Below are 24,983 nucleotides of genomic sequence, written 5' to 3' on the forward strand. Positions count from 1 at the left end.
ACCAAGATGGTGCGTGGATGACAGATCGATCCTCGGCCGGACAACTGACGAATGGCTGACAGATGAGTTCGGTTGGAAAGGAATTCGGGACTAAACGGAGGGGGTCTGACCGTGCTCAACCGTATGGCGGGAACGCAATGAACAGAAGAATGTCATGGTCGCCGCGCAGAAACAAAAAGGCCCTCACGTTGGAGGGCCTTTTTGTTATTACTGGCGGAGAGGGTGGGATTCGAACCCACGGTACGGTCACCCGTACGCCTGATTTCGAGTCAGGTACATTCGACCACTCTGCCACCTCTCCTGAATCGGTGCTGCGTGGTCGCCGTAAGCGAGGCCGCATTATAGCGGCTGTGTGGCATTTCGGGAAGAGAGAATTGGCGCGAAATAATATTTCACATAAGAGCAACCCGATTTCGACTCCGGTTGGCCCGGCTGGCTGAGCAAGCATGGGATTCGCCCACGTTCCGCGGGCCGCCCTCGCGCAAGCATGCGCGAGGCTTCGAATCCCACGCGGGAGCTCCTCAGGAGCTCCCTCCTCTCCGCCACAAAAATAAAAAGGGCCCCGATGGGGCCCTTTTCATTTTCTTGGCGGAGAGGGTGGGATTCGAACCCACGGTACGGTCACCCGTACGCCTGATTTCGAGTCAGGTACATTCGACCACTCTGCCACCTCTCCTAAATCGGTGCTGCGGTCGCTTGTCTGCGAGAGACACGCATTATAGCGGCGCTCTTGCAAAAACGGAAGAGCAATTTAAAACTCCCTCTTCCGTCGAGCTTCAAGCAGCCGGCGCCAGACGCTCCAGCCCGCCCATGTACGGACGCAGCACTTCCGGAATGATCACACTGCCATCCGCCAGCTGGTAGTTCTCCAGCACCGCTACCAGCGTGCGGCCCACCGCCAGACCCGAGCCGTTCAGGGTGTGCAGCAGCTCGGTCTTGCCGGCCGCATTGCGCAGGCGTGCACCCATGCGGCGTGCCTGGAAGGCTTCGCAGTTCGACAGCGACGAGATCTCGCGGTAGGTGTTCTGCGCCGGCAGCCAGACTTCCAGGTCGTAGGTCTTGGCGGCCGAGAAGCCCATGTCGCCGGTGCACAGCTGCATCACGCGGTACGGCAGGCCCAGCGAGGTCAGGATAAACTCCGCCTGGCCGACCATCTCTTCCAGCGCTGCGTACGACGTTTCCGGATGCACGACCTGCACGAGCTCGACCTTGTCGAACTGGTGCTGGCGAATCATGCCGCGGGTGTCGCGGCCGTAGCTGCCGGCTTCCGAGCGGAAGCACGGGGTGTGTGCGGTCATCTTCAGGGGCAGCTGGTCGAGCGCCACGATCTCGCCGCGCACCACGTTGGTCAGCGACACTTCCGAAGTCGGAATCAGGTAGAAGTTCTCGCCCTCGCCTTCGGCGCCGCCCTTCTTCACCGAGAACAGGTCGGCTTCGAACTTCGGCAGCTGGCCGGTGCCGTGCAGCGAATCGGCGTTGACCATGTACGGGGTGTAGCACTCGGTATAGCCGTGCTTGCCGGTATGGGTGTCGAGCATGTACTGCGCCAGCGCGCGGTGCAGGCGCGCCATGCCGCCCTTCATCATCGAGAAGCGCGAGCCGGTCAGCTTGGTGGCGGTGTCGAAGTCCAGGCCCAGCTTTTCGCCGATGTCGACGTGGTCCCTGACCTCGAAATCGAAGCTGCGCGGCGTACCCACCTTGCGCACTTCGACGTTGCCCGACTCGTCCGTACCCTGCGGGGTGCTCTCGTGCGGCAGGTTCGGCACCGCTTCCATGAAGCGCGCCATCTTGTCCTGCACTTCGGCCAGCTTGACTTCGTTGGCCTTCAGTTCGTCGCCCAGGCCGGCCACTTCCGCCATCACGGCGCTGGTGTCCTCGCCCTTGCCCTTCATCATGCCGATCTGCTTGGACAGCGAGTTGCGCTTGCCCTGCAGTTCTTCGGTGCGCGTCTGGATCGCTTTGCGTTCGGCTTCGAGGGCGTTGAAGGCAGCCACGTCGAGCTGGAACTTGCGGGTCGCCAGGCGCGCGGCGACGTTGTCGATGTCTTTGCGGAGAAGTTGGATGTCAATCATGTCGGGGACGCTTGCGTATGTCGAAAACACAATTGTACCAAGCCGACCGCAGTTTTCTGCTAATTCTCCTCGCGAGATTGACCAAGGGTTTGATCTACCCTCGTCCCGGGCCTCGCGCAGCCCTGCGCTGCATTACTTCAGGCCGGCTTTCTCTGCGACGGACAGGCGCGGCGCCTTGACGACGACCACGTGCACGGTCGAATCGACCAGGGTCGCGGTGGCAGGCTGCACCACTTCGACCGGACGGGCGGCGGCGGTGGCGTAGCTGGCGACCAGGCCCAGGGCGGCGGCAGTGATGAAGACGGCTTCGAAGTTTTTGCGGATGTTCATGGTGTGCTCCTTGGGGTCAAAAGTGATTCGGTATGGTTGAACTTTACCGATCGACCGGGGGCATCGCCATCGACATGCGATGAAGCGCCAAAAACAGGGGCTGGAATGCGCAAAGCGCGGACTGGCCGCAGAAAAGCAGGAGGAAGCGTGCGCAATGCGCGACGAAGCGTCGAAAACCGCGCCCCGGCCGCGCACCACACAGCGATTCAGCCGTCCCCGTCCTTGCGCGCGTCCTCGTCGAGGCTGCGCAAGAAGGCCAGTTTCTCGGCCACTTTCGACTCGACGCCGCGCGGCACCGGCTGGTACCAGCCGGGTTCGCGCATCCCTTCGGGAAGGTAGGTTTCACCGGCCGCATACGCGTGCGGTTCGTCGTGCGCGTAGCGGTACTCGTGGCCGTAGCCGAGTTCCTTCATCAGCTTGGTCGGTGCATTGCGCAGATGGACCGGGACCTCGCGCGACTTGTCCTTGCGTACAAAGGCCATGGCGGCATTGAAGGCGTTGTAGCCGGCATTGCTCTTGGCCGCGATCGCGAGATAAATGACGGCCTGGCCCAGTGCCAGCTCGCCTTCGGGCGAACCGAGGCGTTCGTAAGTGGTGGCGGCGTCGTTGGCGATCTGGAGCGCGCGCGGGTCGGCCAGGCCGATGTCTTCCCAGGCCATGCGCACAATGCGGCGCGACAGGTACTTGGCGTCAGCGCCGCCGTCAAGCATGCGGCACAGCCAGTACAGGGCCGCGTCCGGATGCGAGCCGCGCACCGACTTGTGCAGGGCCGAGATCTGGTCGTAGAAGTTGTCGCCGCCCTTGTCGAAACGGCGCGCGTTGAGCGTCAGCGCGTTCTCGACGAAGTCGGCGGTGATGGTGGTGATGCCCGAGGTCTCGGCCGAGGTCTTGGTCTGCTCCAGCAGGTTGAGGAAGCGCCGCGCATCGCCATCGGCATAACCGACCAGGGTATCGACCGCGACGTCCTCGAAGCTCAGGTGCTGCAACACGCGCTCCTGCGCACGCCGCAGCAACTGACGCATCTCGTCGTCGTTCAAGGCCTTCAGGACGTAGACCTGGGAACGCGACAGCAGCGCCGAGTTGACCTCGAACGAAGGATTCTCAGTGGTGGCGCCGATCAGGGTCACGAGGCCCGACTCGACGAAGGGCAGCAGCGCATCCTGCTGCGATTTATTGAAGCGGTGGATCTCGTCGATGAACAGGATGGTGTGCTTGCCGCGCGCCAGGTACTGCTCCGCCTGTTCGACGGCGGCGCGGATGTCCTTCACGCCCGACAGGACGGCCGACAATGCGATGAATTCGCAGTCGAAGGCGTAGGCCGTCAGGCGCGCCAGCGTGGTCTTGCCGACGCCGGGCGGGCCCCACAGGATCATCGAGTGCGGCTTGCCGGACTTGAACACGAGATTGAGCGGCTTGCCGGGACCGAGCAGGTGGCTCTGGCCGATCACCTCGTCGATGGTGCGCGGACGCAGCGCCTCGGCCAGCGGTGGCGATGGTTCGGTCTTGAACAGGTCATCCATGACGCGCTCCCGGGACGGTCAAGGCAAAGGCGAAAAGGTATGAATGCTTGTGCATGCGCCTAGTGTAGCCGATGCGACGTATAGCGGCAGGCGCGACAAGGCAGGCCAGCCGCGCAACCCGGTCATATCATCGGGCGTTTCCATGCCGGAGCCGCCTCATGAAGAACGCCACACCCGTCCTGATGATCCAGGACGTCAGGCCTCGCGCGCCCCTGCTCAAGGTGTGCGGGGCGCGACCTTCTATTGCTTGAGCAGGACCCGGCCGGTGACCGGGCTTCCAGGCGCGCCGCCGGTTTTGGGATAGGCGAACCGGCAGCTCTGCGCGTACGCGATCGCCGCCTGCGCCAGTTCCGGATCGGCGCCGCCCGCTTCGGCCTTGACGCCGTAAGGCACACCGTCACCCCGCACCAGCAGCCGCACCAGCACGCCACCCTCGCCAGGCGCGCCGCGTTGGAGCGGGGCAAAGCGGGAGAAACGCTCGGACGGTGCGCAGCTGCCTTCCGTGAAGAGCGGCGGCACGCGGCTGCTGCCCTCCAGCTTCCAGACGAACTGCAGCGGCACCGTCTTGCCCTGCACCCTCTGCACCGTCTCGGCCGGGAACACGCAGGTAGACAAGGCCTGGATGGAGGCCTGGTCGAGTAGCTCCCAGTTGCTCGATCGCGCCACCGTGGACTCGATCGGACGGCCTTGCGGATCGATCCTGAACTTCAGCGTGGTGACGCCTTCGAGTTCGTAGCGGCGCGCCTCCTGGGGCCACTCGGGCTTGGCGCACACGGGAGGCTGGGCAGCCGCGGCGGCCAGCGGCGCGGCAAGGACGAGCGCCAGCACGGCGCCCAGGGAAAAGCGAGGCGTCAAAGGGTCCCCTTGTTCTGTTTCTTACTGGCTGACGACGTCGGCGCCCTTCGGCACCTCGAACTTGAACTGCTGGGCGCCGAGGGCCGGGTTGCGCTGGAAGCTGGTGAACTTCAGCAGCGACACCTGGCCAAACTGGTCCTTCAGTTCCATCGCCACCGGCACCCCGCCCTTCAGGCCGATGCCGATCTGCTCGAAGGTGGTGTCCTTGGTCTTCGGGACCGCGGTCAGCCATTCGGCGCCGTCGCGCTCGCCGGCTTCGCTCAGCGTGAAGTTCTTTTCCAGGTCGTTGCTGCCGAACAGGATGGCGGCCGGTGAGGAACCCAGCGCGTTGCCGAGTTTGCGGGTGCTGACCTGGTTCAGGTCCTTGTCGTAGATGTAGAGGGTGTCGCCATCGGCCTGCAGCAGCTGCTGGTACGGCTTCTGGTAGGTCCAGATGAATTTGCCAGGGCGGGCGAACACGAAGCTGCCGCTCGAGACCGGGGCCACCTTGCCGCTCTTGGACTTGGTGAGCTGCTGCTGGGTGAATTCGCCCTTGGCGGACTTGGTGCCGGCAACGAAGGACTTGAACTGGTCGAGGGCGGCGGCGTGGGCGGCGCTCGAGATGGCTGCGGTGGCGAACAGTGCTGCGATAACTTGGGTCGTGAATTTCATTGTCATTCCTCTTATTTGAGTCCCTCACCGTACGCTGAACGCGTGGGCGGGAGACCCGCCCACCCTACGAACAGCGATGAGCGTGGTTATTCGGCGGTGGTGGCCGGAACGAGGATGTCGCGGTTGCCGTTCGACTGCATCGGCGACACCAGACCGCTCTGCTCCATCTGCTCGATCAGGCGGGCCGCGCGGTTGTAGCCGATGCGCAGGTGGCGCTGGACCAGCGAGATCGACGCCTTGCGGTTCTTGAGCACCACGGCCACGGCCTGGTCGTAGAGCGCGTCGGATTCGCCGCCGCCCTCGCCCGCCGGGATGCCTTCGGCATTGCCCTCTTCCAGCGTACCGCCTTCGAGAATGCCTTCAATATAGTTCGGTTCACCGAGCGACTGGAGATGTTTTACAACTCGATGCACTTCGTCGTCCGACACGAAGGCCCCGTGCACGCGGATCGGCAGGCCGGTCCCCGGCGGCATGTAGAGCATGTCGCCCATGCCGAGCAGGGTTTCGGCGCCCATCTGGTCGAGAATGGTGCGCGAGTCGATCTTGGACGAGACCTGGAACGCGATACGGGTCGGGATGTTTGCCTTGATCAGGCCCGTGATCACGTCCACCGACGGACGCTGGGTCGCCAGGATCAGGTGGATGCCGGCCGCGCGCGCCTTCTGGGCGATACGGGCGATCAGCTCTTCCACCTTCTTACCGACGACCATCATCAGGTCGGCCAGCTCGTCGATGATGATGACGATGGTCGGCAGCTTCTCGAGCGGCTCGGGATTGTCCGGCATGATCGAGAACGGGTTGGGGATGTGTTCTTCGCGCTTGGCCGCGTCGGAGATCTTGCCGTTGTATCCGGCCAGGTTACGCACGCCCAGCTTCGACATCAGCTTGTAGCGGCGCTCCATCTCGTTGACCGCCCAGTTCAGCGCGTGGCCGGCCTGGCGCATGTCGGTCACGACCGGCGCCAGCAGGTGCGGGATGCCCTCGTAGACCGACATCTCCAGCATTTTCGGGTCGATCAGGATCAGGCGCACGTCGGCCGGATCGGATTTATAGAGCAGCGACAGGATGGTCGCGTTGATGCCCACCGATTTACCCGAGCCGGTGGTACCCGCCACCAGCAGGTGCGGCATCTTGGCCAGGTCGGCGCAGACCGGCTTGCCGGCGATGTCCTTGCCCAGCGCGACCGTCAGCGCGGAAGCACTGTCGCCATACACCTTGGAGCCGACGATTTCCGACAGGCGCACGATCTGGCGCTTCGGATTCGGCAGCTCGAGCGCCATGTAGTTCTTGCCCGGGATGGTCTCGACCACGCGGATCGACGTCAGGGACAGCGAACGCGCCAGGTCGCGCGCCAGGTTGACGATCTGGCTGCCCTTCACGCCGGTGGCGGGCTCGATCTCGTAGCGGGTGACGACCGGGCCCGGATAGGCAGCGACGACCTTGGCTTCGACGCCGAAGTCGGACAGCTTCTTCTCGATCAGGCGGCTGGTGAATTCCAGGGTCTCGACCGACACCATCTCCTGCGCCGGCGGCGCTTCGTCGAGCAGGGCCAGCGGCGGCAGGCCGCCCTCGCCCGCCAGTTCCTGGAACAGCGGGGTCTGCATTTCCTTCTGGGCGCGCTCGGATTTCGGCACGCTGGTCATCTGCGGCTCGATCTTGATCGACGGCGCGCTCGCGGCCTGGACCGGCGGCATGGCCAGCGACTCCGGCGTGGAGGGCGGCAGGATGACCGGTTCAGGACGCGGCTCAGGACGCGATTCCGGGCGCGTTTCCAGCATCGGCTCGGCCTTCACGATCGGCGGCGGGGCCGGATGCTTCTCGGTGTACTTCTGGCGCTCGGTGACCACCAACTCGTCGCGCTTGACGGCGGCGGCTTCGCCCTGCCTGCGGTCCTCGATGTCTTCCATGCGCAGGCGGAACCAGTAGATGGTGTTCTCGACCGACTCGCCGATGCGCTCGGCCACGGCCAGCCAGGACACCTGGAAGAACAGCGAAAAGCCCAGGCCGAACAGCAGCAGGAGCAGCAGGGTCGCGCCGGTGAAGCCGAAGGCGACGTGCGCCGAATGGCCGATCACCTGGCCCAGCACGCCGCCGGCGGCGCGCGGCAGCTCGACGTTCCAGGACCACATGCGCAGGTATTCCAGGCCCAGGCTGCCGGCAAACATGATCGCGAAGCCGGTCCAGCGCACGTACATCTCGCCGGCGTGAGGCGCTTCCTCGTCCGCCGGGCCGAGCCGGTCGGTCAGGCGGCGCCAGCCCTTCCAGACGCCGCGCAGGAAGATCACGCCCCACCACCAGGCGGAAAAGCCGAAGATGAACAGCAGCAGGTCGGACATCCAGGCGCCGGCCTTGCCGCCCAGGTTGGCGATCTTCGGCACCGCATTGGCATGCGACCAGCCCGGATCGCCCTTGTTGTAGCTTAATAAAATAAGCACGAAATACAGGAAGGCGACGGCCATGGCGATCCAGCGCGCTTCCATGAGGAGGCGCGAAAGCCGCCCGGGCAGAGGCTGGCGGGCGGCGCGGGTGGATTGCGCAGTGCGGGTGTATCCTGACGTACTGGCTTGGCTATTCTTGCTCATTGCTCGGTGCTGCCGAATTTATTACTTAAGTGACCACGGAAAGCGAAACAGAAGTGTTCGCTATCAACAATCCCCCCATTCTAAGCCATATACGGCTGGGCTGGCCTGCGATTCATGCTCGTATGCATCATCGTCTATAATCCAGTGTTGCAAACCGGGCCTTGATTCCTGTTAGACCCGTCCCCAGTTTCCGTCTGTTCATCCGACGTTCCATCTTTCTTGAAGCCTTTCATGACTACTACCAAACACGCCAAAGTCCTCATTCTCGGTTCCGGTCCTGCCGGCTACAGCGCCGCCGTCTATGCCGCGCGCGCCAACCTGAAGCCGATGCTGGTGACCGGCGTCGAACAGGGCGGCCAGCTGATGACCACGACCGACGTCGAGAACTGGCCGGGCGACCCGCTGGGCGTGCAGGGTCCGGAACTGATGCAGCGCCTGCTGCAGCATGCGGAGCGTTTCAACACTGATATCGTGTTCGACCACATCCACACGACCTACCTGAACGAAAAGCCGATCCGCCTGGTCGGCGACAGCAACGAGTACACCTGCGACGCCCTGATCATCGCCACCGGCGCCTCGGCCCAGTACCTCGGTCTGCCGTCGGAACAGGCCTTCATGGGCAAGGGCGTGTCGGCCTGTGCCACCTGCGACGGTTTCTTCTACCGCAATCAGGAAGTGGCGGTCATCGGCGGCGGCAACACCGCGGTCGAGGAAGCCCTGTACCTGGCCGGCATCGCCTCCAAGGTGACCGTGATCCACCGCCGCGACAAGTTCCGCGCCGAGCCGATCCTGGTCGACCGCCTGATGCACAAGGTTAGCGAAGGCAAGATTGTGTTGGAACTGAACCACACCCTGGACGAAGTACTGGGCGACGACGGCGGCGTGACCGGCCTGCGCATCAAGTCGACCGGCACTGGCGAAACCAGGGACCTGAGCGTGCACGGCCTGTTCGTGGCGATCGGCCACAAGCCGAACACCGGTATCTTCGAAGGCCAGCTCGAGATGAAGAACGGCTACATCCTGACCCGCTCCGGCACCGAAGGCATGGCCACCGCCACCAACGTGCCGGGCGTGTTCGCGGCCGGCGACGTGCAGGACCACATCTACCGCCAGGCCATCACCAGCTCGGGCACCGGCTGCATGGCCGCGCTCGATGCGCAGCGCTATCTGGAAGCGCTGGAAGACGACCCGAAATAAGGAGCAGCTGTACGATGGTGGGCATGAAGGATTTCTCTGAACTGAAGGGCTTGCGCGACAAGCTCAAGGAAGACGAGCGCCAGCGCGCCATCGAACAGGCCGAGCGCGAAAAGCGCGAGCGGATCGCCAAGGAACGCGCCGTGGAATTCCGCGGCGCGATGCAGGGGGTGAAGAAGCTGCCTGAATCGGACCGCTACGTCTATCGTCCGGTCTACGTGGCGTCCGAACGCAGCTTCCAGGACCGCAAGCCGGGCACGCCCCTGACCGAGGAAGAGGAAATCCAGGCGGTGCTGCGCGAGTCGCTGTCCGACCTGTTCGACGTCGATGGCCTGCTCGACGAAGACCCTTCCCTGAGCTATGCCCAACCGGGCGTCGGCCCGGACGTGGTCAAGAAGCTGCGCAAGCGCCACTGGCCGGTACAGGACGAACTCGACCTGCACGGCATGAACCGCGACCAGGCGCGCGACGCCGTCACCGATTTTCTCCACCGCGCCAACCGCCGCGGCGTGCGCTGCGTGCGCATCGTGCACGGCATCGGCTATGGCTCGCCGAAAGGCGAACCAGTGCTGCGCGGAATCGTGCACAGCTGGCTGGTGCAGATGAACGAAGTCGTCGCTTTCTGCGTAGCAGGCAAGAAAGATGGTGGCCACGGCGCCCTCATCGTGCTGTTGCGTTCTGCTCTTCTTGAGTGAGCGCGCGTACGGAGTGCAACATGGACGCAACAATAAGATGTGTCCATTGACGTAATATCTGTAAAATGCGCTCTCCGGTATTTGCCGGAATTGATGAGAAGGGAGTGGTGGCGAATTGAAGGGTACTTCCGTGATGCCCATGGAGCACGGCCGCCAGGTCGACCTGCTCAATTGCGCCGATGAGCCGATCCACATCCCGGGTTCGGTCCAGCCGCACGGCGCCCTCCTCTTCTTTACCGCCGACGGTCTGCTCGAAGGCTGGAGCGCGAACGCGCCTGCGATGCTGGGCCTGGCGCTGGAACTCGGCGCGCCGTATGCCTCGCTCGACCTGCCTCCTGCCGCGCTCGAACTCCTGCTCGATTATGTCGGCCCCGGCGACGCCGAAGTGACGCCGTCGATGGTGCCGGTCTGCGTGAATGGCGCCGACTACGACTGCATCGTGCATGCCGCTTTCGGCCGCATCGTGGCCGAATTCGAACAGCGCGACGTCAGCGCCGACGAGGTGGCGCGCTTCGCCGTGAAGGCCCATGCATCGATCGACCGCCTGCGCCGCCAGAAGACCATTGAAGACCTGTTGTCGATCGCCGTCGGCCAGATCCGCGAATTCACCGGCTTCGACCGCGTCATGGCCTACCGTTTCCGCCCCGACGACAGCGGCGACGTGGTGGCGGAGAGCCGGCGCGAGGACATCGTCCCCTACCTGGGCCAGCGCTACCCGGCCTCGGATATCCCGGCCCAGGCGCGCCGCCTGTACGTCCTGAATACCCTGCGTTCGATCATCGACGTCAACGACACCATGGTGCCCCTGCTGGGCGCACCGGATGCGCTGCCGCTCGACATGAGCCACGGGGTGCTGCGCAGCGTCTCGCCGGTCCACATCGAATACCTGAAGAACATGGGCGTGGGCGCCTCGATGAGCGTGTCGATCGTCATCAACGGCCGCCTGTGGGGCCTGATCGCCTGCCACCACATGTCGCGCAGGCTGGTGCCCTACTCGATCCGCATGGCGGCGGACGTGCTGGCCCAGGTGATGGCCTCGACCATCCACAGCATCGAGTCGCGCCAGGAAACCGTGGTGATCGAGCGCGCCGCCGCGACCCGCACCAAGCTGGTCGAAGACCTGCTGCTGGAAGACGATCCGCTCGAGACCTTCGGCCGTTTCTCCGACGCGATCCTGCTCGCCACCCAGGCCCAGGCCCAGCTCACCAGCTACTTCCACAAGGTGCAGGTGCGCGGCGACGTGGCGCCCGAACTGGCGGAGGCCATCATCGCCTCCCTGCCCGAAGGAACGCACGACCTGGTGGTGCGCGAACAACTGGACGACTGGCCGGAAGCGATCCGCGACCGCCTCGGCAAGTGGGTCGGCCTGATGGCCCTGCCCTTCGACCCGCCGGCCAATGGCTGGAACGTGCTGCTGCGCGTCGAGCAGATCGAACAGGTCGCCTGGGGCGGCCGTCCCGAGAAGACCACGACCTTCGGCCCGCTGGGCGAGCGCCTGACGCCGCGCGGCTCCTTCGACGCCTGGTACGAGACCGTGCGCGGCCATGCGCATCCGTGGGAGGCGACCATCCTCGCCAACTCGCGCCTGACGCTCGCCGAGCTGGTACGCGTGATGACCGCGCGCCGCGCGCAGACGGAAGCCACCCGCGCCCAGCTGCTGGCCATGCTCGGCCACGACCTGCGCGATCCGCTCCACTCGATCAACATGGCCGGCATGGTGCTGGAAAAAGGCAGCGCCCAGCCGACCCTGGGCAAGCGCATCCAGTCCTCGACCAGCCGCATGCAGCGCATGATCACCCAGGTGCTGGACATGAGCCGCATCGACGGCGGCCTGGGCCTGGGCGTGACGCTCGAGCCGGTCGACCTGACCGCGCTGGTGGAAGACCTGATGGACGAAGCGCGCATGGCCTACCCGACCATCCCCTTCCAGCTTACGTGCGACGATCCGGCCCGGGTGAATGCCGACAGCGGCCGCCTGGCTCAGGTGCTGTCCAACCTGCTGAGCAATGCGCGCCACCACGGCGAAGTCGGCAAACCGGTGCGCGTATGCGTACGCACGGAAGGCAGGCAGGCGGTGGTCGAGGTCAGCAATGCTGGCGCGCCGATTCCGCCCGACATCGCAGCCACCCTGTTCAATCCCTTCAAGCGCGCCTCGCTGCACAACCCGCGCAACCGCACGGGCATGGGGCTGGGCCTGTACATCGCGCAGCAGATCGTGCGCGAGCATCATGGCGAGATTGCGTACAGCCATGATGGGAACGAGGTCGTCTTCTCGGTCAGGCTTCCGCTCTTGTAGGGTGGGCGGATCTCCGCCCACGCGGTGATCGGCTCCGATCTCGTGCGCGATGATCTTGCCGCCGACGCTCGCCGCGTGGGCGGGAAAACCCGCCCACCCTACGTGTCAACGGGACATTCCGTAAATGCCGAGCGGCATGGTAGTCTAGCAACACCTCCGCTCCTCAATACCGCATGACCCTCATCAAGTTCATCGAAATCATGGCGATCCTGGTCGGCGCCTTCTCCGGCTTCATCGAAGCGCGGCGCAAGCGCATGGACCTGGTGGGCGTCTTCACGGTAGCGTTCATCGCGGCCTTCGGCGGCGGTACCCTGCGCGACATCCTGCTCGACCGCCGGCCGCTGTTCTGGGTCATTCACCAGGAATACGCGATCCTGATCTTCGTGCTGGCCCTGGTTGCCTCACCCCTGATCCGCACCCTGCGCCAGATCGTCTCCGAGCGCCTGATCGTGATTGCCGACGCGGTCGGCCTGGGCCTGTTCTCGATTGCCGGCACCTCGGCCGCGCTGGACGCCAACATGCCGATCTTCATCGCCTCGATGATGGGCGTGATCACCGGGATCTTCGGCGGCGTGCTGCGCGACATCGTCTGCAACGAGGTGCCGATGGTGTTCCGCGACGGGAAGCCCTATGCGATCTGCGCCTTCCTCGGGAACTGGCTGTTCCTCCTGATGGGCAAATACGGCGTGGCGCACGACTTCGCGCTGTGGTCGAGCGCGCTCTTCATCAGCGGACTGCGCCTGATCACCTGGAAGTTCGACTTGCGGATGGGCCGCTAGGACCGCTGCGCCAGCAGGCGCGTCAGCGCACGGCGCAGCTCTTCCTGCGTATAGGGCTTGGCCAGCACGCTGATGTGCATGCCCTGCAGGCGCTCCGGCGCCACCACGTAGCCGCTTGCCAGCAGCACCGGCATGTCCGGGTACAGTGAGCGAATCTGGCGCGCCAGGCCGATGCCGTCCATCGGTCCGGGCATGACCACGTCGGAAAACACCAGGTCGAAATCGCTCAGGGTGTGCTGCAGGGCCTGCGCCGCATCGCGCGCCAGGGTCGGCTCGCAACCGAGATTCCCGAGCAGTTCGATGGTGGCATCCGCCACCTCGGGGTCGTCCTCGACGTACAGCACGCGCATGCCCGCGACCAGCGGCGCCGCCGATGTCGTATCGTCGCGCTCCGTCACCACGCCGGCCGTGCTGCGCGGCAGCAGGATCGACACCGTCGTGCCCGCGGGCGAGCTGTCGATCCAGGCCGTGCCGCCGGACTGGCGCGCGAAGCCATACACCTGGCTCAGGCCCAGGCCGGTCCCGGAGCCTACCGGCTTGGTCGTGAAGAAGGGATCGAAGGCCTGGCGCACCACCTCGGGCGGCATGCCGCTGCCGCTGTCGGCCACCGTCACCCAGATGAAGTCGCCGCTGAGCTCCACCCCCGGCGCGTCGGCCGACGGCAGGACCAGGTTGCGCGCCCCGATGTGCAGCGTCCCGCCCTGCGGCATCGCGTCCCTGGCATTCACCGCAAGATTGAGCAGCGCCACTTCGAGCTGGGTCGGGTCGGCCTCGGCCAGCCACAGCCCCGGCTCGACCTGCAGCGTCAGCGGGATCCGCTCGCGCACCGACTGCTGCAGCAAATCCTGCATCTCTTCCAGCTGGCGGGCGACATCGATCGCGCCGCCGGCCAGGGCCTGGCGCCGCCCGAAGGCGAGCAGCTGGTGCGTCAGCTTGGCGCCGCGCGAGGCGGCGCGCTGGATCGCATGCAGGGCGCGCTGGTAGCGCTCGCTGCCCGGCTCGACCAGCGGCAGCAGTGTCGTCGAGCCCTGGATCACCTGCAGCAGGTTGTTGAAGTCGTGGGCCACGCCGCCCGTCAGCCGTCCGATCGCTTCCAGCTTGCGCGATTCGTTCAACGCGCTTTCGACGCGCTTGCGGGTTTCCACTTCGGCATATAGTTCGGCGGTGCGCTCCAATACCCGCTCTTCCAGCAGCCCGGCTGCTGCCTTCAGGGTATGCATCTGCTCGCGCACCGTGAACTGCCAGGCGCGCGCCCTGCAGGCGGCGTCGAACGCCGAACGCAATACGTAGGCAGAACCCGGACGGCCCAGCACCGTGATGTTCGCGAACTGTCGCAGGAAAGCCCACTGCTGGTGCGAGCCGCCGCTGTTCGCCTGCGCGCTGAGCACGATCAGCGGCATGTCCGACCATGCCGGCTGGGCCTGCAGCGCGGCAGCCAGGGGCGTGGCGTGCGTCTCCAGCGCATCATCGGTCAGCAGCAGCAGCCACACGCCAGGGTCGGCCACGGCGGCAGCCAGCTGGGCGCCGTCGGTGCAAGGCCGCGCCTGTGCGCCCCACTCGTTCAGCAGTTCCGACAAGGCTGTCTCGTCGTAGCCGAATGGCGCACAGACCGCGACGACCACCTCGGCACCGGGTTTGCGCGGATCGGTCATGGTCCGTCCGTCGTCTCCGGGCCATCCGGCGTCAGGCGCGGCACCCCGGTCAGCACGCCCTCGAAGCCTTCCAGTTGCGGCCCGACGGCCACGCCGGTGCTGGTCAGGGAAAACTCGCGGATGCTTGTCTCGTGGCGGCCCGGCCGCTTCTTGACGATCGAGATCGCCTTGCGTACGTCGCCTTCGGCTTCGAAGTAGCGCATCAGGATCACGGTATCGCTGATGAAGGCGACGTCGAGGGGATCGCCCACGTCCTGCAGCAGTCCGCTCTGCCCGACGATCAGGATCGACAGCACGCCCTGGTTCGACAGATAGCTCAATAGCTCGTGCATCTGGAGCATCAAGGCCTTTTCCTCGTGCATGGTCTCGAGGTAGGAGTTCAGGCTGTCGATGATGACCACGGCCGCCCCCTGGTCCTCGACCTGGCGCCGCACCTTCCAGATGAATTCACCCGGCGAGATGCGCGAGGGATTGATGCGTTCCCAGAAAATGGTGCCTTCCGTGATGGCGTCCGCCGCGCGCATCGACAGGCCGTTGGCGCGATCGAGCAGGGTTTCCTTCGTTTCGTCGAAGGCGAAGTAGGCGACATGCTCCTTGCGTTCGGCCGCCACGTTCGCGTACTGCAGCGCCAGCGAGGACTTGCCGACACCGGTCGGTCCCAGGATCATCACCGAAGTGCCGCGCGCCAGTCCGCCGCCGAGCATGCTGTCGAGCGCCGGGATATTGCTGGTGATGGTGTCGCGCGGGCGCTCGCCCTTGTGTTCGTCGGCGATCAGGCTGGGAAACACGAAGACTTCGCGCTCGGTGATGGCGAAATCGTGCCAGCCGCTCTGGAATTCGGCGCCACGCATCTTGACTACCCGCATGCGCCGGCGTGCGGCGCCGAATTCGCGTTCGCGCTGTTCCAGCGTGATCACCCCATGCACCGTGCCCTGCAGGTCGTACTGGCGCGGGTCGTCGGTCAGGTCGTCCATCAGCAGCGTCGTGCAGTTCGGCTGCTGGAGCAGGAAGCGCTTGAGGGCGACGATCTGGCGCCGGTAGCGCATCGGGTCGTCGGCCACCATGCGCAGTTCGGACATCGAGTCGATCACGACGCGTGCGGGTGCGGCCTCCCGCACTGCATCGGTAATCGCGGCGATGGTCTGGCCGAGTTCCACTTCCGAGGGAAACAGGACGCTTTGCTGGCGTCCCGGCTCGACTTCGGACGGCACGACTTCGCGCAGCACGATGCCGTCCAAGGCCCAATGGTGGCTGAATGCCGTGGCGCGCAATTCCTCGATGGTTTCGGACAGCGAGACGTACAGGCATTTCTCGCCCTTTTCGGCGCCATCGATGAGGAAGCGCAGGCCGAGCGTGGTCTTGCCGGAGCCGGGACGGCCTTCGATCAGGTGGATACGCTGCTTCGGCAGGCCGCCGCGCAGGACAAGGTCGAGTTCGGGGATGCCGGTATGGATTTTTTCCAGGTCGCTCATTTCCTGCTTTCGTGAGAGCTACTACGCATTTGATATCATTTTGATATTGTCAAATACATAGTAACCCGACTCAGCAGTCGCCCGATTTGGGACGCCGGCTAGTCTTCAAGCAAGAATAGGCCTACAAGGAATGGGCCCCGGACCCGTGCGTGGCCGGGTGCGACCGTGGAAACGGCTTTAGACGGCGTCGGCTCCGGTTTCTCCGGTACGGATGCGGATCACCTGCTCCACGTTCTGCACGAAGATCTTGCCGTCACCAATCTTGCCGGTACGGGCCGCCTTGATGATGGCGTCGACCACCTGGTCGGCCATGCCGTCGTCCACTACCACTTCGATCTTCACCTTCGGCAGGAAGTCGACCACGTACTCGGCGCCGCGATACAGCTCGGTGTGCCCCTTCTGGCGGCCGAAGCCTTTTACCTCCGTCACGGTCAGGCCGGTGACGTTGACATCGGCCAGCGCCTCGCGCACTTCGTCGAGCTTGAAGGGTTTGATCACGCAGGTAATCTGTTTCATGTTGTAGTCTCTCAAAACAGGGCTACGCGCCCCGGTTAGTCAGGAATATTGTTCAGGTCATCCATCCACACGGTGGCTTCGGAATCCGACGGTGCGCGCCAGTCGCCGCGCGGGGACAGCGAGCCGCCGTTGCCGACCTTGGGCCCGTTCGGCACGCAGGTGCGCTTGAACTGGCTGGTCTTGAAGAAACGCCACAGGAAGATGCCCAGGTTCTTTTTGATCGCTGCCAGCTCGTATTGGTTGCGCACGCCGGCCGCGTTCGGCCACCTGCCCTGCTCGCGGTCATGCCAGGCGCTCCAGGACAAGAAGGCGACCTTGCTTGGCTTGAAGCCGTAGCGGAGCGTGTAGTACAGGTTGAAGTCCTGCAGCTCGTACGGGCCGATGGTGTTCTCGGTTATCTGGGCCGGCTTGCCGTCCTTGTCCCCGCCCGGCACCAGCTCGGGGCTGATCTCGGTGTCGAGGATCTTGAGCAGCACGTCGGCGCCGTTGTCCACCACCGCGCCGGTCTCGGCCACCCAGCGCACCAGATAGGAGATCAGGGTCTTGGGCACACTGGCATTCACGTTGTAGTGCGACATGTGGTCGCCCACGCCGTAGGTGCACCAGCCCAGCGCCAGCTCGGACAGGTCGCCGGTGCCGATCACGATCCCGTTATGGAAGTTCGCCAGCCGGAACAGGTGGTTGGTGCGCTCGCCCGCCTGCACGTTCTCGAAGGTGATGTCGTATTCGGCCTTACCTTCCACGTAGGGGTGGCCGAGGTCCTTGAGCATCTGGATGCAGCTGGGGCGGATGTCGATCAGCTGGGCGCTGCAGCCGACCACGCGCATCAGGTCGTTCGCCTGCTGCAGCGTGCGCTCGCTGGTGGCGAAGCCCGGCATGGTATAGGCTAGGATATTCGTGCGCGGCAGGCCAAGGCGGTCCATGGCCTTGGCGCAGACCAGCAGCGCGTGGGTCGAGTCCAGCCCGCCCGAGACGCCGATCACCACCTTCTTGATGCCCGTGCTCGACAGGCGCTGGATCAGGGCCTGCACCTGGATGTTGTAGACCTCGAGGCAGCGCTCGTCCCGGCGCGCCTGGTCGGCCGGCACGTAGGGGAAGCGCTCGACCGTGCGGGCGAGCGGCATGTTGCGCGCCAAAGGCAGCTCGAGGCTGAACTGCACCAGCCGGAACTTCGACACCTCGTCCGCGTGGCGGCGCACCGATTGCGCGAAGGTGGTCGCGTGCATGCGTTCGTTGGACAGGCGGTCGAGGTCGACGTCGGCGAAGATCACGTGCGAATCGTCGCTGAAGCGCGCCGACTCGGCCAGCAGCTCGCCCTTCTCGTAGATCAGCGACTGGCCGTCCCAGGCCATGTCGTTGGTCGATTCGCCGAAGCCGGCCGAGGTGTAGAGATACGCGGCCAGGCAGCGCGCCGACTGCTGGCTCACCAGCTGGTGGCGGTAGCCGCTCTTGCCCACCACGACGTTCGAGGCCGACAGGTTGACCAGCACCGTGGCGCCGGCCATGGCGGCAAACGAGGACGGCGGAATCGGCACCCAGACGTCTTCGCAGATCTCGACGTGGAAGCGGAACAGCGGCAGGTTCTCGACCTCGAACAGCAGCGCCGGGCCAAAAGGCACGGTGGCGCCGAACAGCTCGATTTGCTCGACCGCCGCGCAATCGGCCGCACTGAACTGCCGGGATTCGTAAAACTCGCCATAATTAGGCAGGAAGCTCTTGGGCACCACGCCCAGCACGCGGCCATTCGCCACCACGGCGGCGCAGTTGAACAGCTGGTGGTTGACCTTCAGCGGCAGCCCGACGACCAGCGCCAGCGGCAGCGCCTTCGAGGCCTCGATGATCCTGGCCAGGCCGGCCAGGCAGCCGTCGAGCAGCGCACGCTGGTGGAACAGGTCTTCGCAGCTGTAGGCCGAGATCCCCAGCTCGGGGAAGGCCACCAGCACGGCGCCCTCATCGGCCGCCTGGCGCGCCAGGCTAAGCGTCTGGTCGACGTTGAAGGCCGGGTCGGCGATGCGCACGCGCGGGATGGCTACCGCGACGCGGGCAAAGTGGTGCGTGTAGAGATTGAAGAATTGCTTGTTCATTGGTGAGACTTTCGCAGCGTCGTCGCTCATCAATTCGTTAGGGATGTCATTTTGAATTATCGCACGCATATCGTTTCCTCCCTGTCCGAGATTGGCCAGACGCAGTGGGACGCGCTGGTCAATGCACAGGACGACCCCAATCCCTTCCTGTCCTATGCCTTCCTGGATGCGCTGCACGAGTCGGGCAGCGCGGCGCCGGAATCGGGCTGGCAGCCGCAGTTCATTGCGCTGTTCGACGGCGAGCAGTTAGTGGCTGCCCTGCCCCTCTACGTCAAGGGTCATTCCTATGGCGAGTACGTGTTCGACTGGGCATGGGCCGATGCCTACCACCGCCACGGACTCGAGTACTACCCGAAGCTGTTGTCGGCGATTCCGTTCACGCCAGTCGCCGGCCCGCGCCTTCTTGCGCGAGACGCGCAGGCGAGAAGCGCCCTGGTCGACGTCCTGGTCGCGACCCAGGGCGCGACCGAAGTCTCGTCCACCCACGTGCTGTTCCCGCCGGAAGAACAGGCGCAACAGCTGCAGGAGGCCGGCTTCATGCTGCGCAGCGGCGTGCAGTTCCACTGGCTGAACGGGGGATACGCCACGTTTGACGACTTCCTCGCAACCCTGGAGCAGAAAAAACGCAAGAACATCCGGGCCGAACGCAGGAAGGTGCGCGAGGCGGGCGTGAGCCTGCGCCGGGTGCGCGGGCGCGATGCGCTCGATGCCGACTGGGTCCTGTTCAACCGCTGCTACCGCCACACCTACAAGGCGCATTATTCGACGCCCTACCTGAACCTCGACTTCTTCCGGCGCATAGGCAGCACCATGCCGGACAACATCCTGCTCGTCATCGCCTCGCGCGCGGGGCGCGACATCGCCGCCTCGCTGGTGATCCACAACGAGCGCACGCTGTTCGGGCGCTACTGGGGAGAGCTGGAACACGTGCCCTGCCTGCACTTCGAGGCCTCCTACTACCAGCCGCTGGAATTCTGCATCGAACAGGGCATCAAGACCTTCGAGGGCGGGGCCCAGGGCGAGCACAAGATGGCGCGCGGCTTCCTGCCGACCCGTACCTGGTCGGCGCACTGGCTGGCGCACCCCTCCTTCGCCGATGCGATCGAGCGCTTCCTGGAGCGCGAGAAGGGCGGCATCGACGACTACCTGGACGAACTGAACGAGCGCAGCCCGTTCAAGGAGGCGCCTTAGCCCGGCGGAGATGGCCGAAAGTGTGAAGTGGCGACACAATCCTGCAATTCACGTAACATGCGCCACATGAAAACAAAAGCATTGGTCGTCGATGACCATTTCCTCGATGCGGAACTGACGCAGCAGGCCCTTCGCCTGTGCGACTGCAATGTCGAGGTAGTGGTCGTGTCGGATGGCGAACAGGCCCTGCAGGCACTGCATTGCGACCATGACTTCGACCTCATCCTGCTCGACCTGGCGCTGCCCAAGGTCGATGGCTTCGAAGTGCTCAAGGAGCTCTCGTCCAAACCCTTCCTTTCCGATATTCCGATCATCGTGCTGTCCGGATCGCGCAGCGGTTCGGACCAGGTGCGGACACGCATGCTGGGCGCCTCCGGCTTCGTCGAGAAAAGTATCGATTTCAGCGCCTTCCAGGGCGACCTGGCCCGTGTCCTGACACGCCAGGGACTCGGCAGCCACGCCGGCGCCTGATCCGCCGGCGGTGGAAATCCACGCATTTTGGCTCGCGCCGGCGTGCTATCGTGCCGGTTCTCCGACAAGCGTGACCCCGCATGAAGCGCCCTCATTTTCTGCTCGCACTGCTGCTGTGTCTTCCCCTTGCCGCGCCGGCGGCGCTGGCTGAACCGGCCGCACTCGCACAATCGCTCGACCGCATCATCGCTGCGCGCTTCAAGCCGGAGCTGCCGGGCGTGGCGGCGCTGGTCGTCAAGGACGGCCGTCCCATCCTGCGCAAGGCCTACGGCATGGCGAACCTCGAACTGGGCGTCCTGGCCCGCCCCGAGCATGTGTATCGCATTGGCTCGACCACCAAGCTGTTCACCGCGACCGCCATCATGCTGCTGGTCGATGACGGCAGGATTGCCCTGGATGCGCCGGTCAAGCGCTACTTGCCGGACGCCCCGCCCCAGTGGGACAAGGTCACGATCGAACACCTGCTGACCCATACCAGCGGCATCCCGAACCTGTCGATGGACTCGGGCTACTGGCGCACCACGGCACGCCTCGAACATACGCCCGCGGAGCTGGTCGACCCGGTGCGCACCCGCCCCCTCGAGAATCCGCCGGGGACCAGCTTCGCTTACAACAATACCGGCTACAACCTGCTCGGCCTGGTCATCGAACAGGTATCGGGCGAAGGCTACTACGCCTTCCTGGAACGCCGCATCTTCAAGCCGCTGGGACTTGCGCACACACGCGAAGGCAGCGACAGCCAGGTGATCGCGGGCCTGGTGACGGGCTACCGCAGCGGCCCTGCGGCTGCCTGGCCCCTCGCGTCGAGCAACTTCTATGCTGCCGGCGGCCTGGTAAGCACAGTGGATGACTTGGCGGCCTTCATGCTGGCGCTGCAGGCGGGGAAGCTGGTGTCGCCGGCCGGCGTGAAGCGGATGAACACCAGCTACGTCCTGCCGAACGGGAAAGCGACCGATTATGGATTCGGCACCTGGCTGCGCACGGTCAACGGCAAGCGCCTGGTCGGCCATGGCGGCTACGTCTTCAACTTCTATAGCCAGCTCGAGATGGATGTCGATTCAGGCATCGTTGCGGTCACCCTGCATAACGGCGACCGCTTCGGGGGCGACAACGAGGTCTTGAGCAAGCAGCTGATCTCGGAAGTGCAGACCTGGAAGGCCGATTAGGCCTGGGCGGAGAGCCTGCCCAGCGCCGCCTTCAGTTTTGCCGCCGGCAGCACGTAGCGGCCGTAGGCCACCCCGCGGATCGGGTCGAGGTCGCGGTCGCGCGTAAATCCGAGGCCAAGGTACATGCGCAGCGCCGACGCCATGATGGGACTGGTGTGCAGGCCCACCATTGGGGCGCCGTCACGCTGGGCTGCGCGCAGGCAGGCGGCCACCAGCCGCCGTCCGATGCCGTGGCCGCGATATGCCGGCGCCACCACCAGCATGCGGATGACTGACCAGTCTTCGGGAAAGATCGTGCTGCGCGGCCGGCCCGGGCCGACATGCACCACCGCGCCTGCGATCTTGCCATCGACCTCGGACACCAGCAGCTCCGCGCTGTCCGCCAGGGCGGCCATGCGTCCGATTCCTTCATTGAATGAAGGCCAGTCCTGATAGAGATCCCGGTATTGGGCAAAGGCCGCCTGTGCCACCCGGTTGACGCTATCGCGGTCACCATGGCTGAACGGCCGCAAGACTGGATGCATGGGCGAGGGTCTCCTGTTTTGATCTCGGCAGAACAGGCAGTATAGTGCGAATCATTTCCAGCTTCAGCACCGCGCTCACGACCCGATGTCTTCCTGGACTCCCCTACCCGATTCCTGCGAGGCCCGCGCCCTCGCCTTCGTGCGCGGCGCGAGCGCCGGCGGGCCGCTCGATCGCAGCCTGCGCATCACCCTGAACTTCCATCCGGACCGCCTGCACGGCGGTATCCCGATCCTGCAGGTCCTGGCGACCGAAGGCCTGTACCGCTCGCAGTTCGAAACGGGCACCAGCAATGGCGGCTTGACCGCGCACGTGGGGGGCGATCGCTGGCGCTGGGAGAGCCGGATGTTTGGCGGCGCCTACGACGAGGCCCTGCCGGACCGGCGGCCGAAGTACGGCGCGCTGAATCACCTGGGACGGGCCACAGGGGCTTCGCCGCGTTTCGGTTCGGCCCATTTCCGGCTCCGGCCCGAGCTCGCGGAGCGCGCCAGCTTCTGCTATCCGGACAGCGTGTTCGAGCCGGTCCACTTCGGTGTGCACGAGCGCTGTGACCTGGTGGCCCACGCTCTCGGCGACGACAGGGACCGGCTCGACAACTACGTCGAAGCCCACATACACGGTCCGCTACGGCTGGCGGACGATGTCGAGGCACTGGTGCTGGATCCCTGCTACCGCGGCACGCAGGTCGAGCAACTGGCCCGGCGCCTGCCCTGCGCGCTCGAATGGCATCCGGGATTTCGCCTGTCCCTGGACGCCTTGCGGCAGCATGCCGAGTACCGTGGGCAGGAGATCGTCGATCTCGGTATGCGGCTGGTGCGCGATGGGTGGCTCGATCCCGCCTGCCTGGGGCACGCGGGCATCAAGGGGCGCCACGATCCCCAGCAGCTGAAAAAGGTCTGGCATATCCTTGCCAGGTTCGGCGACTTGTCCGCCGCTCGGCATGGGTAGAAAACGATGAGATCATCCCGCACATCGATTGTCGTTGCAGCAGCCTTACTGCTGTGCGCCTGCTCGGATGCCGGCCCTCGCGGGCGCAGGGCAGCGCGGCCGCTCACGGACTTCGATGCGCTCACGGTGGAGCAAACGGCCTGTCTGTTCAACTGCCCCGTCTTCGAAGTCAAGATTTTTTCCGATGGCCGGGTGCGCCATTCCGGCCCAAGCTTCGAGCACACTGGTGGCGCTCACGAATCCCGCATCGATGATCAAGGCCTGGCGCAGATCGCGAAAGCGCTGCGCGACGCGCGCCTCGACGAGATGCGCGACCGCTATAGTGAAGCGGCCGACGGCTGCGAGTTACCCGCCACCGACATGTCGACCATCCTTGTGAGCCTGAGCCGGGGCCGGGGATACCGCAACAAGAGCGTCGAAATCTATACCGGCTGCTTGGGTCCCAGCGTTCCAACCGAGCGCATCAACGCGCTCATCAAGGCGATCGACCCGGTTACCGGCACGGGTGCGCTGCTCGAGCAGCGGGAGCAAGCAGCCCGGATGAGGCAGCGCCCGGCCGGCGATAGCTTGCCAGGCCCGCGAGGCTGAAAAAGCAAAATGCCGGGCCGCATCATGCAAACCCGGCCCTTGTTCGCTACCGTCCCGACGTGGATGGTTCAAGTCATGCTCAGTCAAGATATGAGGAGCATACCGTAGCGTGGTCGGCTATGCCGACCACGCTTCCAAATAATGCAGGAAACACCGCCGGCACTGTTCCGGCACCAGCTGAACGCGCGCACGGCAACGCCGCCTGTCGTGGCCCAGTGTCCCTACCCGGCCACGAACAGGTCCGGATGGCTCTCCGCGCATTCGCGCAGCAGGTTCCACACCACCTTTACCCGCCGCAGGCGGTACAGGTCGGTCGGCGCGGCCAGCCAGAAAGAGCGCTCGGCCTGGAAGCCCGGCAGCACCCGCACCAGGCGCCCGTCATCCGGCACCGCGTACGGCGGCGCCATCATCAGGCCCATGCCGAGCGAGGCCGCTTCCAGCTGTCCCGTCATGCCCGAGCAGCAGATACGGCGTCGCGGCGTGAATCCGAGTTCGTTGAGGTAGGAGAGCTCGCGGCTGGCCAGGCGGTCCTGCACGTAGTCGACGAAGTCGTGACGCACCAGGTCGGCCTGGGTGCGGATCGGCGGATGGCGCGCCAGGTAGATCGGCGAGGCGTACAGGTAGAAGTGAAAGGAAGCCAGGCGCGTGACCATGTAGCGGCCAGTGGTGGGCGGGTCGAGCATGACGCCCAGATCGGCCTCGCGGTTGGCCAGGTTGGCAAAGCGCGGCAGGTTCAATAGGTCGATCGACAGGTCCGGGTGCTGGGCCAGCAGGTCGGCCAGCAGCGGAGCCACCACCCTCACCCCGAACACTTCCGGCACCCCAAGCCGCACCACGCCGTGCGCCGCCACTTCCGCCCCGCCGATCTGCTCGGCCGCGGCCAGCGCCGCGCCTTCCATCGCTTCGGCATGCGGCAGCAGCGCCTGCCCGACCTCGGTCAGCTCGTAGCCCTCGCGCGACCGGTCGAACAGGGTCGAACCGAGCTGCGCTTCGAGGCGGTCGATGCGGCGCGCCACGGTCGTGTGCTCCACTTCCAGCCGGCGCGAGGCGCCCGACAGGGTGCCGGCGCGGGCCAGCTCGAGGAAGAAACGCAGGTCGGTCCACTCGGGCAGCGTATTCATGGGAGCTTGTTTGATATCAACATTCTCATATTGTGCACTGAGTTGTGCACTAGTGCACATTCCCCCTGCAATCATTTGGACGGCTTTCCATGCGGCAGCGCACAAACGGTGCGCCGCGATCGTTCACCCTCGACAGGACACGCACTATGCATGTGCAGCGAGCTGTGCATTTTTGCACAACGGGGTGAGCGATTGTTGACTATCTAACCAAACCCAACCGAGGCACACTTCGAGCGTGCGAAAAACTGAACGCATGCCGCTTACAAAAATTAGGAGAC

Annotated in this window: 21 protein-coding genes and 2 tRNA genes; 9 read left to right on the plus strand and 14 right to left on the minus strand. The window is 65.0% G+C overall.

The annotated features are described in order from the left end of the window. Window positions 1–211 precede the first annotated feature (211 nt). From LK542_RS11790 to LK542_RS11825, 8 genes are all read right to left on the minus strand, one after another. A tRNA-Ser gene (locus tag LK542_RS11790) sits at window positions 212–301 on the minus strand. 285 nt (window positions 302–586) lie between these two features. Continuing rightward, window positions 587–676, minus strand: a tRNA-Ser gene (locus tag LK542_RS11795). Between the two features lie 100 nt (window positions 677–776). Continuing rightward, window positions 777–2,072, minus strand: a complete 1,296-nt coding sequence (gene serS, locus LK542_RS11800; protein ID WP_227812057.1) for a serine--tRNA ligase — start codon at window positions 2,070–2,072, stop codon at window positions 777–779. Between the two features lie 132 nt (window positions 2,073–2,204). Beyond that, window positions 2,205–2,402, minus strand: a complete 198-nt coding sequence (locus LK542_RS11805; RefSeq protein ID WP_227800833.1) for a hypothetical protein — start codon at window positions 2,400–2,402, stop codon at window positions 2,205–2,207. A 206-nt stretch (window positions 2,403–2,608) separates the two neighbouring features. Then, window positions 2,609–3,922: a replication-associated recombination protein A gene (locus LK542_RS11810; RefSeq protein WP_227812058.1), complete on the minus strand. Its 1,314-nt coding sequence runs from the start codon at window positions 3,920–3,922 to the stop codon at window positions 2,609–2,611. A 240-nt stretch (window positions 3,923–4,162) separates the two neighbouring features. Continuing rightward, window positions 4,163–4,777 carry an energy transducer TonB gene (locus tag LK542_RS11815; protein WP_227800831.1) on the minus strand — a complete coding sequence of 205 codons (615 nt, stop codon included), beginning with the start codon at window positions 4,775–4,777 and terminating at the stop codon, window positions 4,163–4,165. 21 nt (window positions 4,778–4,798) lie between these two features. Next, window positions 4,799–5,428 (minus strand): outer membrane lipoprotein chaperone LolA, encoded by a 630-nt coding sequence (gene lolA / locus LK542_RS11820; protein ID WP_227812059.1) that lies wholly within the window; start codon window positions 5,426–5,428, stop codon window positions 4,799–4,801. Window positions 5,429–5,514: 86 nt separating this feature from the next. Beyond that, window positions 5,515–8,010 (minus strand): DNA translocase FtsK, encoded by a 2,496-nt coding sequence (locus LK542_RS11825; protein WP_227812060.1) that lies wholly within the window; start codon window positions 8,008–8,010, stop codon window positions 5,515–5,517. 231 nt (window positions 8,011–8,241) lie between these two features. Here LK542_RS11825 and trxB point away from each other — a divergent pair, with 231 nt between their 5' ends. The 4 genes from trxB (at window position 8,242) to LK542_RS11845 (ending at window position 12,974) form a co-directional block, all read left to right on the plus strand. After that, complete coding sequence (trxB, locus tag LK542_RS11830; RefSeq protein WP_227800828.1) at window positions 8,242–9,207, plus strand: thioredoxin-disulfide reductase; 966 nt, start codon at window positions 8,242–8,244, stop codon at window positions 9,205–9,207. 14 nt (window positions 9,208–9,221) lie between these two features. Beyond that, window positions 9,222–9,899, plus strand: a complete 678-nt coding sequence (locus tag LK542_RS11835; protein WP_227800827.1) for a Smr/MutS family protein — start codon at window positions 9,222–9,224, stop codon at window positions 9,897–9,899. A gap of 139 nt (window positions 9,900–10,038) precedes the next feature. Further along, window positions 10,039–12,195 (plus strand): ATP-binding protein, encoded by a 2,157-nt coding sequence (locus LK542_RS11840; protein WP_374040139.1) that lies wholly within the window; start codon window positions 10,039–10,041, stop codon window positions 12,193–12,195. A 173-nt stretch (window positions 12,196–12,368) separates the two neighbouring features. Further along, on the plus strand, window positions 12,369–12,974 hold the full coding sequence (locus tag LK542_RS11845) for a trimeric intracellular cation channel family protein (RefSeq protein WP_227800826.1): 606 nt from the start codon (window positions 12,369–12,371) through the stop codon (window positions 12,972–12,974). On the opposite strand, the gene LK542_RS11850 is transcribed toward LK542_RS11845, so the two are convergent. The 4 genes from LK542_RS11850 to LK542_RS11865 all read right to left on the minus strand — a co-directional run bounded on the left by LK542_RS11850 (window position 12,971) and on the right by LK542_RS11865 (window position 18,698). Beyond that, entirely contained in the window at window positions 12,971–14,626 is a 1,656-nt protein-coding gene (locus tag LK542_RS11850; protein WP_227812062.1) for an ATP-binding protein, read from the minus strand. The genes LK542_RS11845 and LK542_RS11850 overlap by 4 nt on opposite strands. Then, window positions 14,623–16,098: an ATPase domain-containing protein gene (locus LK542_RS11855; RefSeq protein ID WP_227812063.1), complete on the minus strand. Its 1,476-nt coding sequence runs from the start codon at window positions 16,096–16,098 to the stop codon at window positions 14,623–14,625. Before LK542_RS11855 ends, LK542_RS11850 begins: the two co-directional genes overlap by 4 nt. A 177-nt stretch (window positions 16,099–16,275) precedes the next feature. After that, window positions 16,276–16,614, minus strand: coding sequence for a P-II family nitrogen regulator (locus LK542_RS11860; protein WP_227812064.1), 339 nt, complete (start codon window positions 16,612–16,614; stop codon window positions 16,276–16,278). 35 nt (window positions 16,615–16,649) lie between these two features. Next, window positions 16,650–18,698 (minus strand): NAD(+) synthase, encoded by a 2,049-nt coding sequence (locus tag LK542_RS11865; protein ID WP_227812065.1) that lies wholly within the window; start codon window positions 18,696–18,698, stop codon window positions 16,650–16,652. 51 nt (window positions 18,699–18,749) lie between these two features. On the opposite strand from LK542_RS11865, the gene LK542_RS11870 reads away from it, so the two are divergent. The 3 genes from LK542_RS11870 (at window position 18,750) to LK542_RS11880 (ending at window position 21,526) form a co-directional block, all read left to right on the plus strand. Continuing rightward, window positions 18,750–19,889 carry a GNAT family N-acetyltransferase gene (locus LK542_RS11870; protein ID WP_227812066.1) on the plus strand — a complete coding sequence of 380 codons (1,140 nt, stop codon included), beginning with the start codon at window positions 18,750–18,752 and terminating at the stop codon, window positions 19,887–19,889. A 66-nt stretch (window positions 19,890–19,955) separates the two neighbouring features. Continuing rightward, window positions 19,956–20,360 carry a response regulator gene (locus LK542_RS11875; protein ID WP_227812067.1) on the plus strand — a complete coding sequence of 135 codons (405 nt, stop codon included), beginning with the start codon at window positions 19,956–19,958 and terminating at the stop codon, window positions 20,358–20,360. Between the two features lie 80 nt (window positions 20,361–20,440). Further along, window positions 20,441–21,526, plus strand: coding sequence for a serine hydrolase (locus tag LK542_RS11880; RefSeq protein WP_227812068.1), 1,086 nt, complete (start codon window positions 20,441–20,443; stop codon window positions 21,524–21,526). On the opposite strand, the gene LK542_RS11885 is transcribed toward LK542_RS11880, so the two are convergent. Beyond that, entirely contained in the window at window positions 21,523–22,050 is a 528-nt protein-coding gene (locus LK542_RS11885; protein WP_227812069.1) for a GNAT family N-acetyltransferase, read from the minus strand. The two genes, LK542_RS11880 and LK542_RS11885, sit on opposite strands and share 4 nt — an antisense overlap. 85 nt (window positions 22,051–22,135) lie before the next feature. Here LK542_RS11885 and LK542_RS11890 point away from each other — a divergent pair, with 85 nt between their 5' ends. Together LK542_RS11890 and LK542_RS11895 are read left to right on the plus strand one after the other, a co-directional pair. After that, window positions 22,136–22,996 (plus strand): DUF3626 domain-containing protein, encoded by an 861-nt coding sequence (locus LK542_RS11890; protein ID WP_227812070.1) that lies wholly within the window; start codon window positions 22,136–22,138, stop codon window positions 22,994–22,996. A gap of 6 nt (window positions 22,997–23,002) precedes the next feature. Beyond that, window positions 23,003–23,584, plus strand: a complete 582-nt coding sequence (locus tag LK542_RS11895; protein ID WP_227812071.1) for a DUF6438 domain-containing protein — start codon at window positions 23,003–23,005, stop codon at window positions 23,582–23,584. A 221-nt stretch (window positions 23,585–23,805) separates the two neighbouring features. On the opposite strand, the gene LK542_RS11900 is transcribed toward LK542_RS11895, so the two are convergent. Beyond that, window positions 23,806–24,705, minus strand: a complete 900-nt coding sequence (locus tag LK542_RS11900) for a LysR family transcriptional regulator (RefSeq protein ID WP_227800815.1) — start codon at window positions 24,703–24,705, stop codon at window positions 23,806–23,808. Between the last annotated feature and the right edge of the window lie 278 nt (window positions 24,706–24,983).

The organism is Massilia sp. IC2-477 (assembly GCF_020707265.1).
In the GTDB taxonomy this organism is placed as follows: domain Bacteria; phylum Pseudomonadota; class Gammaproteobacteria; order Burkholderiales; family Burkholderiaceae_D; genus Telluria.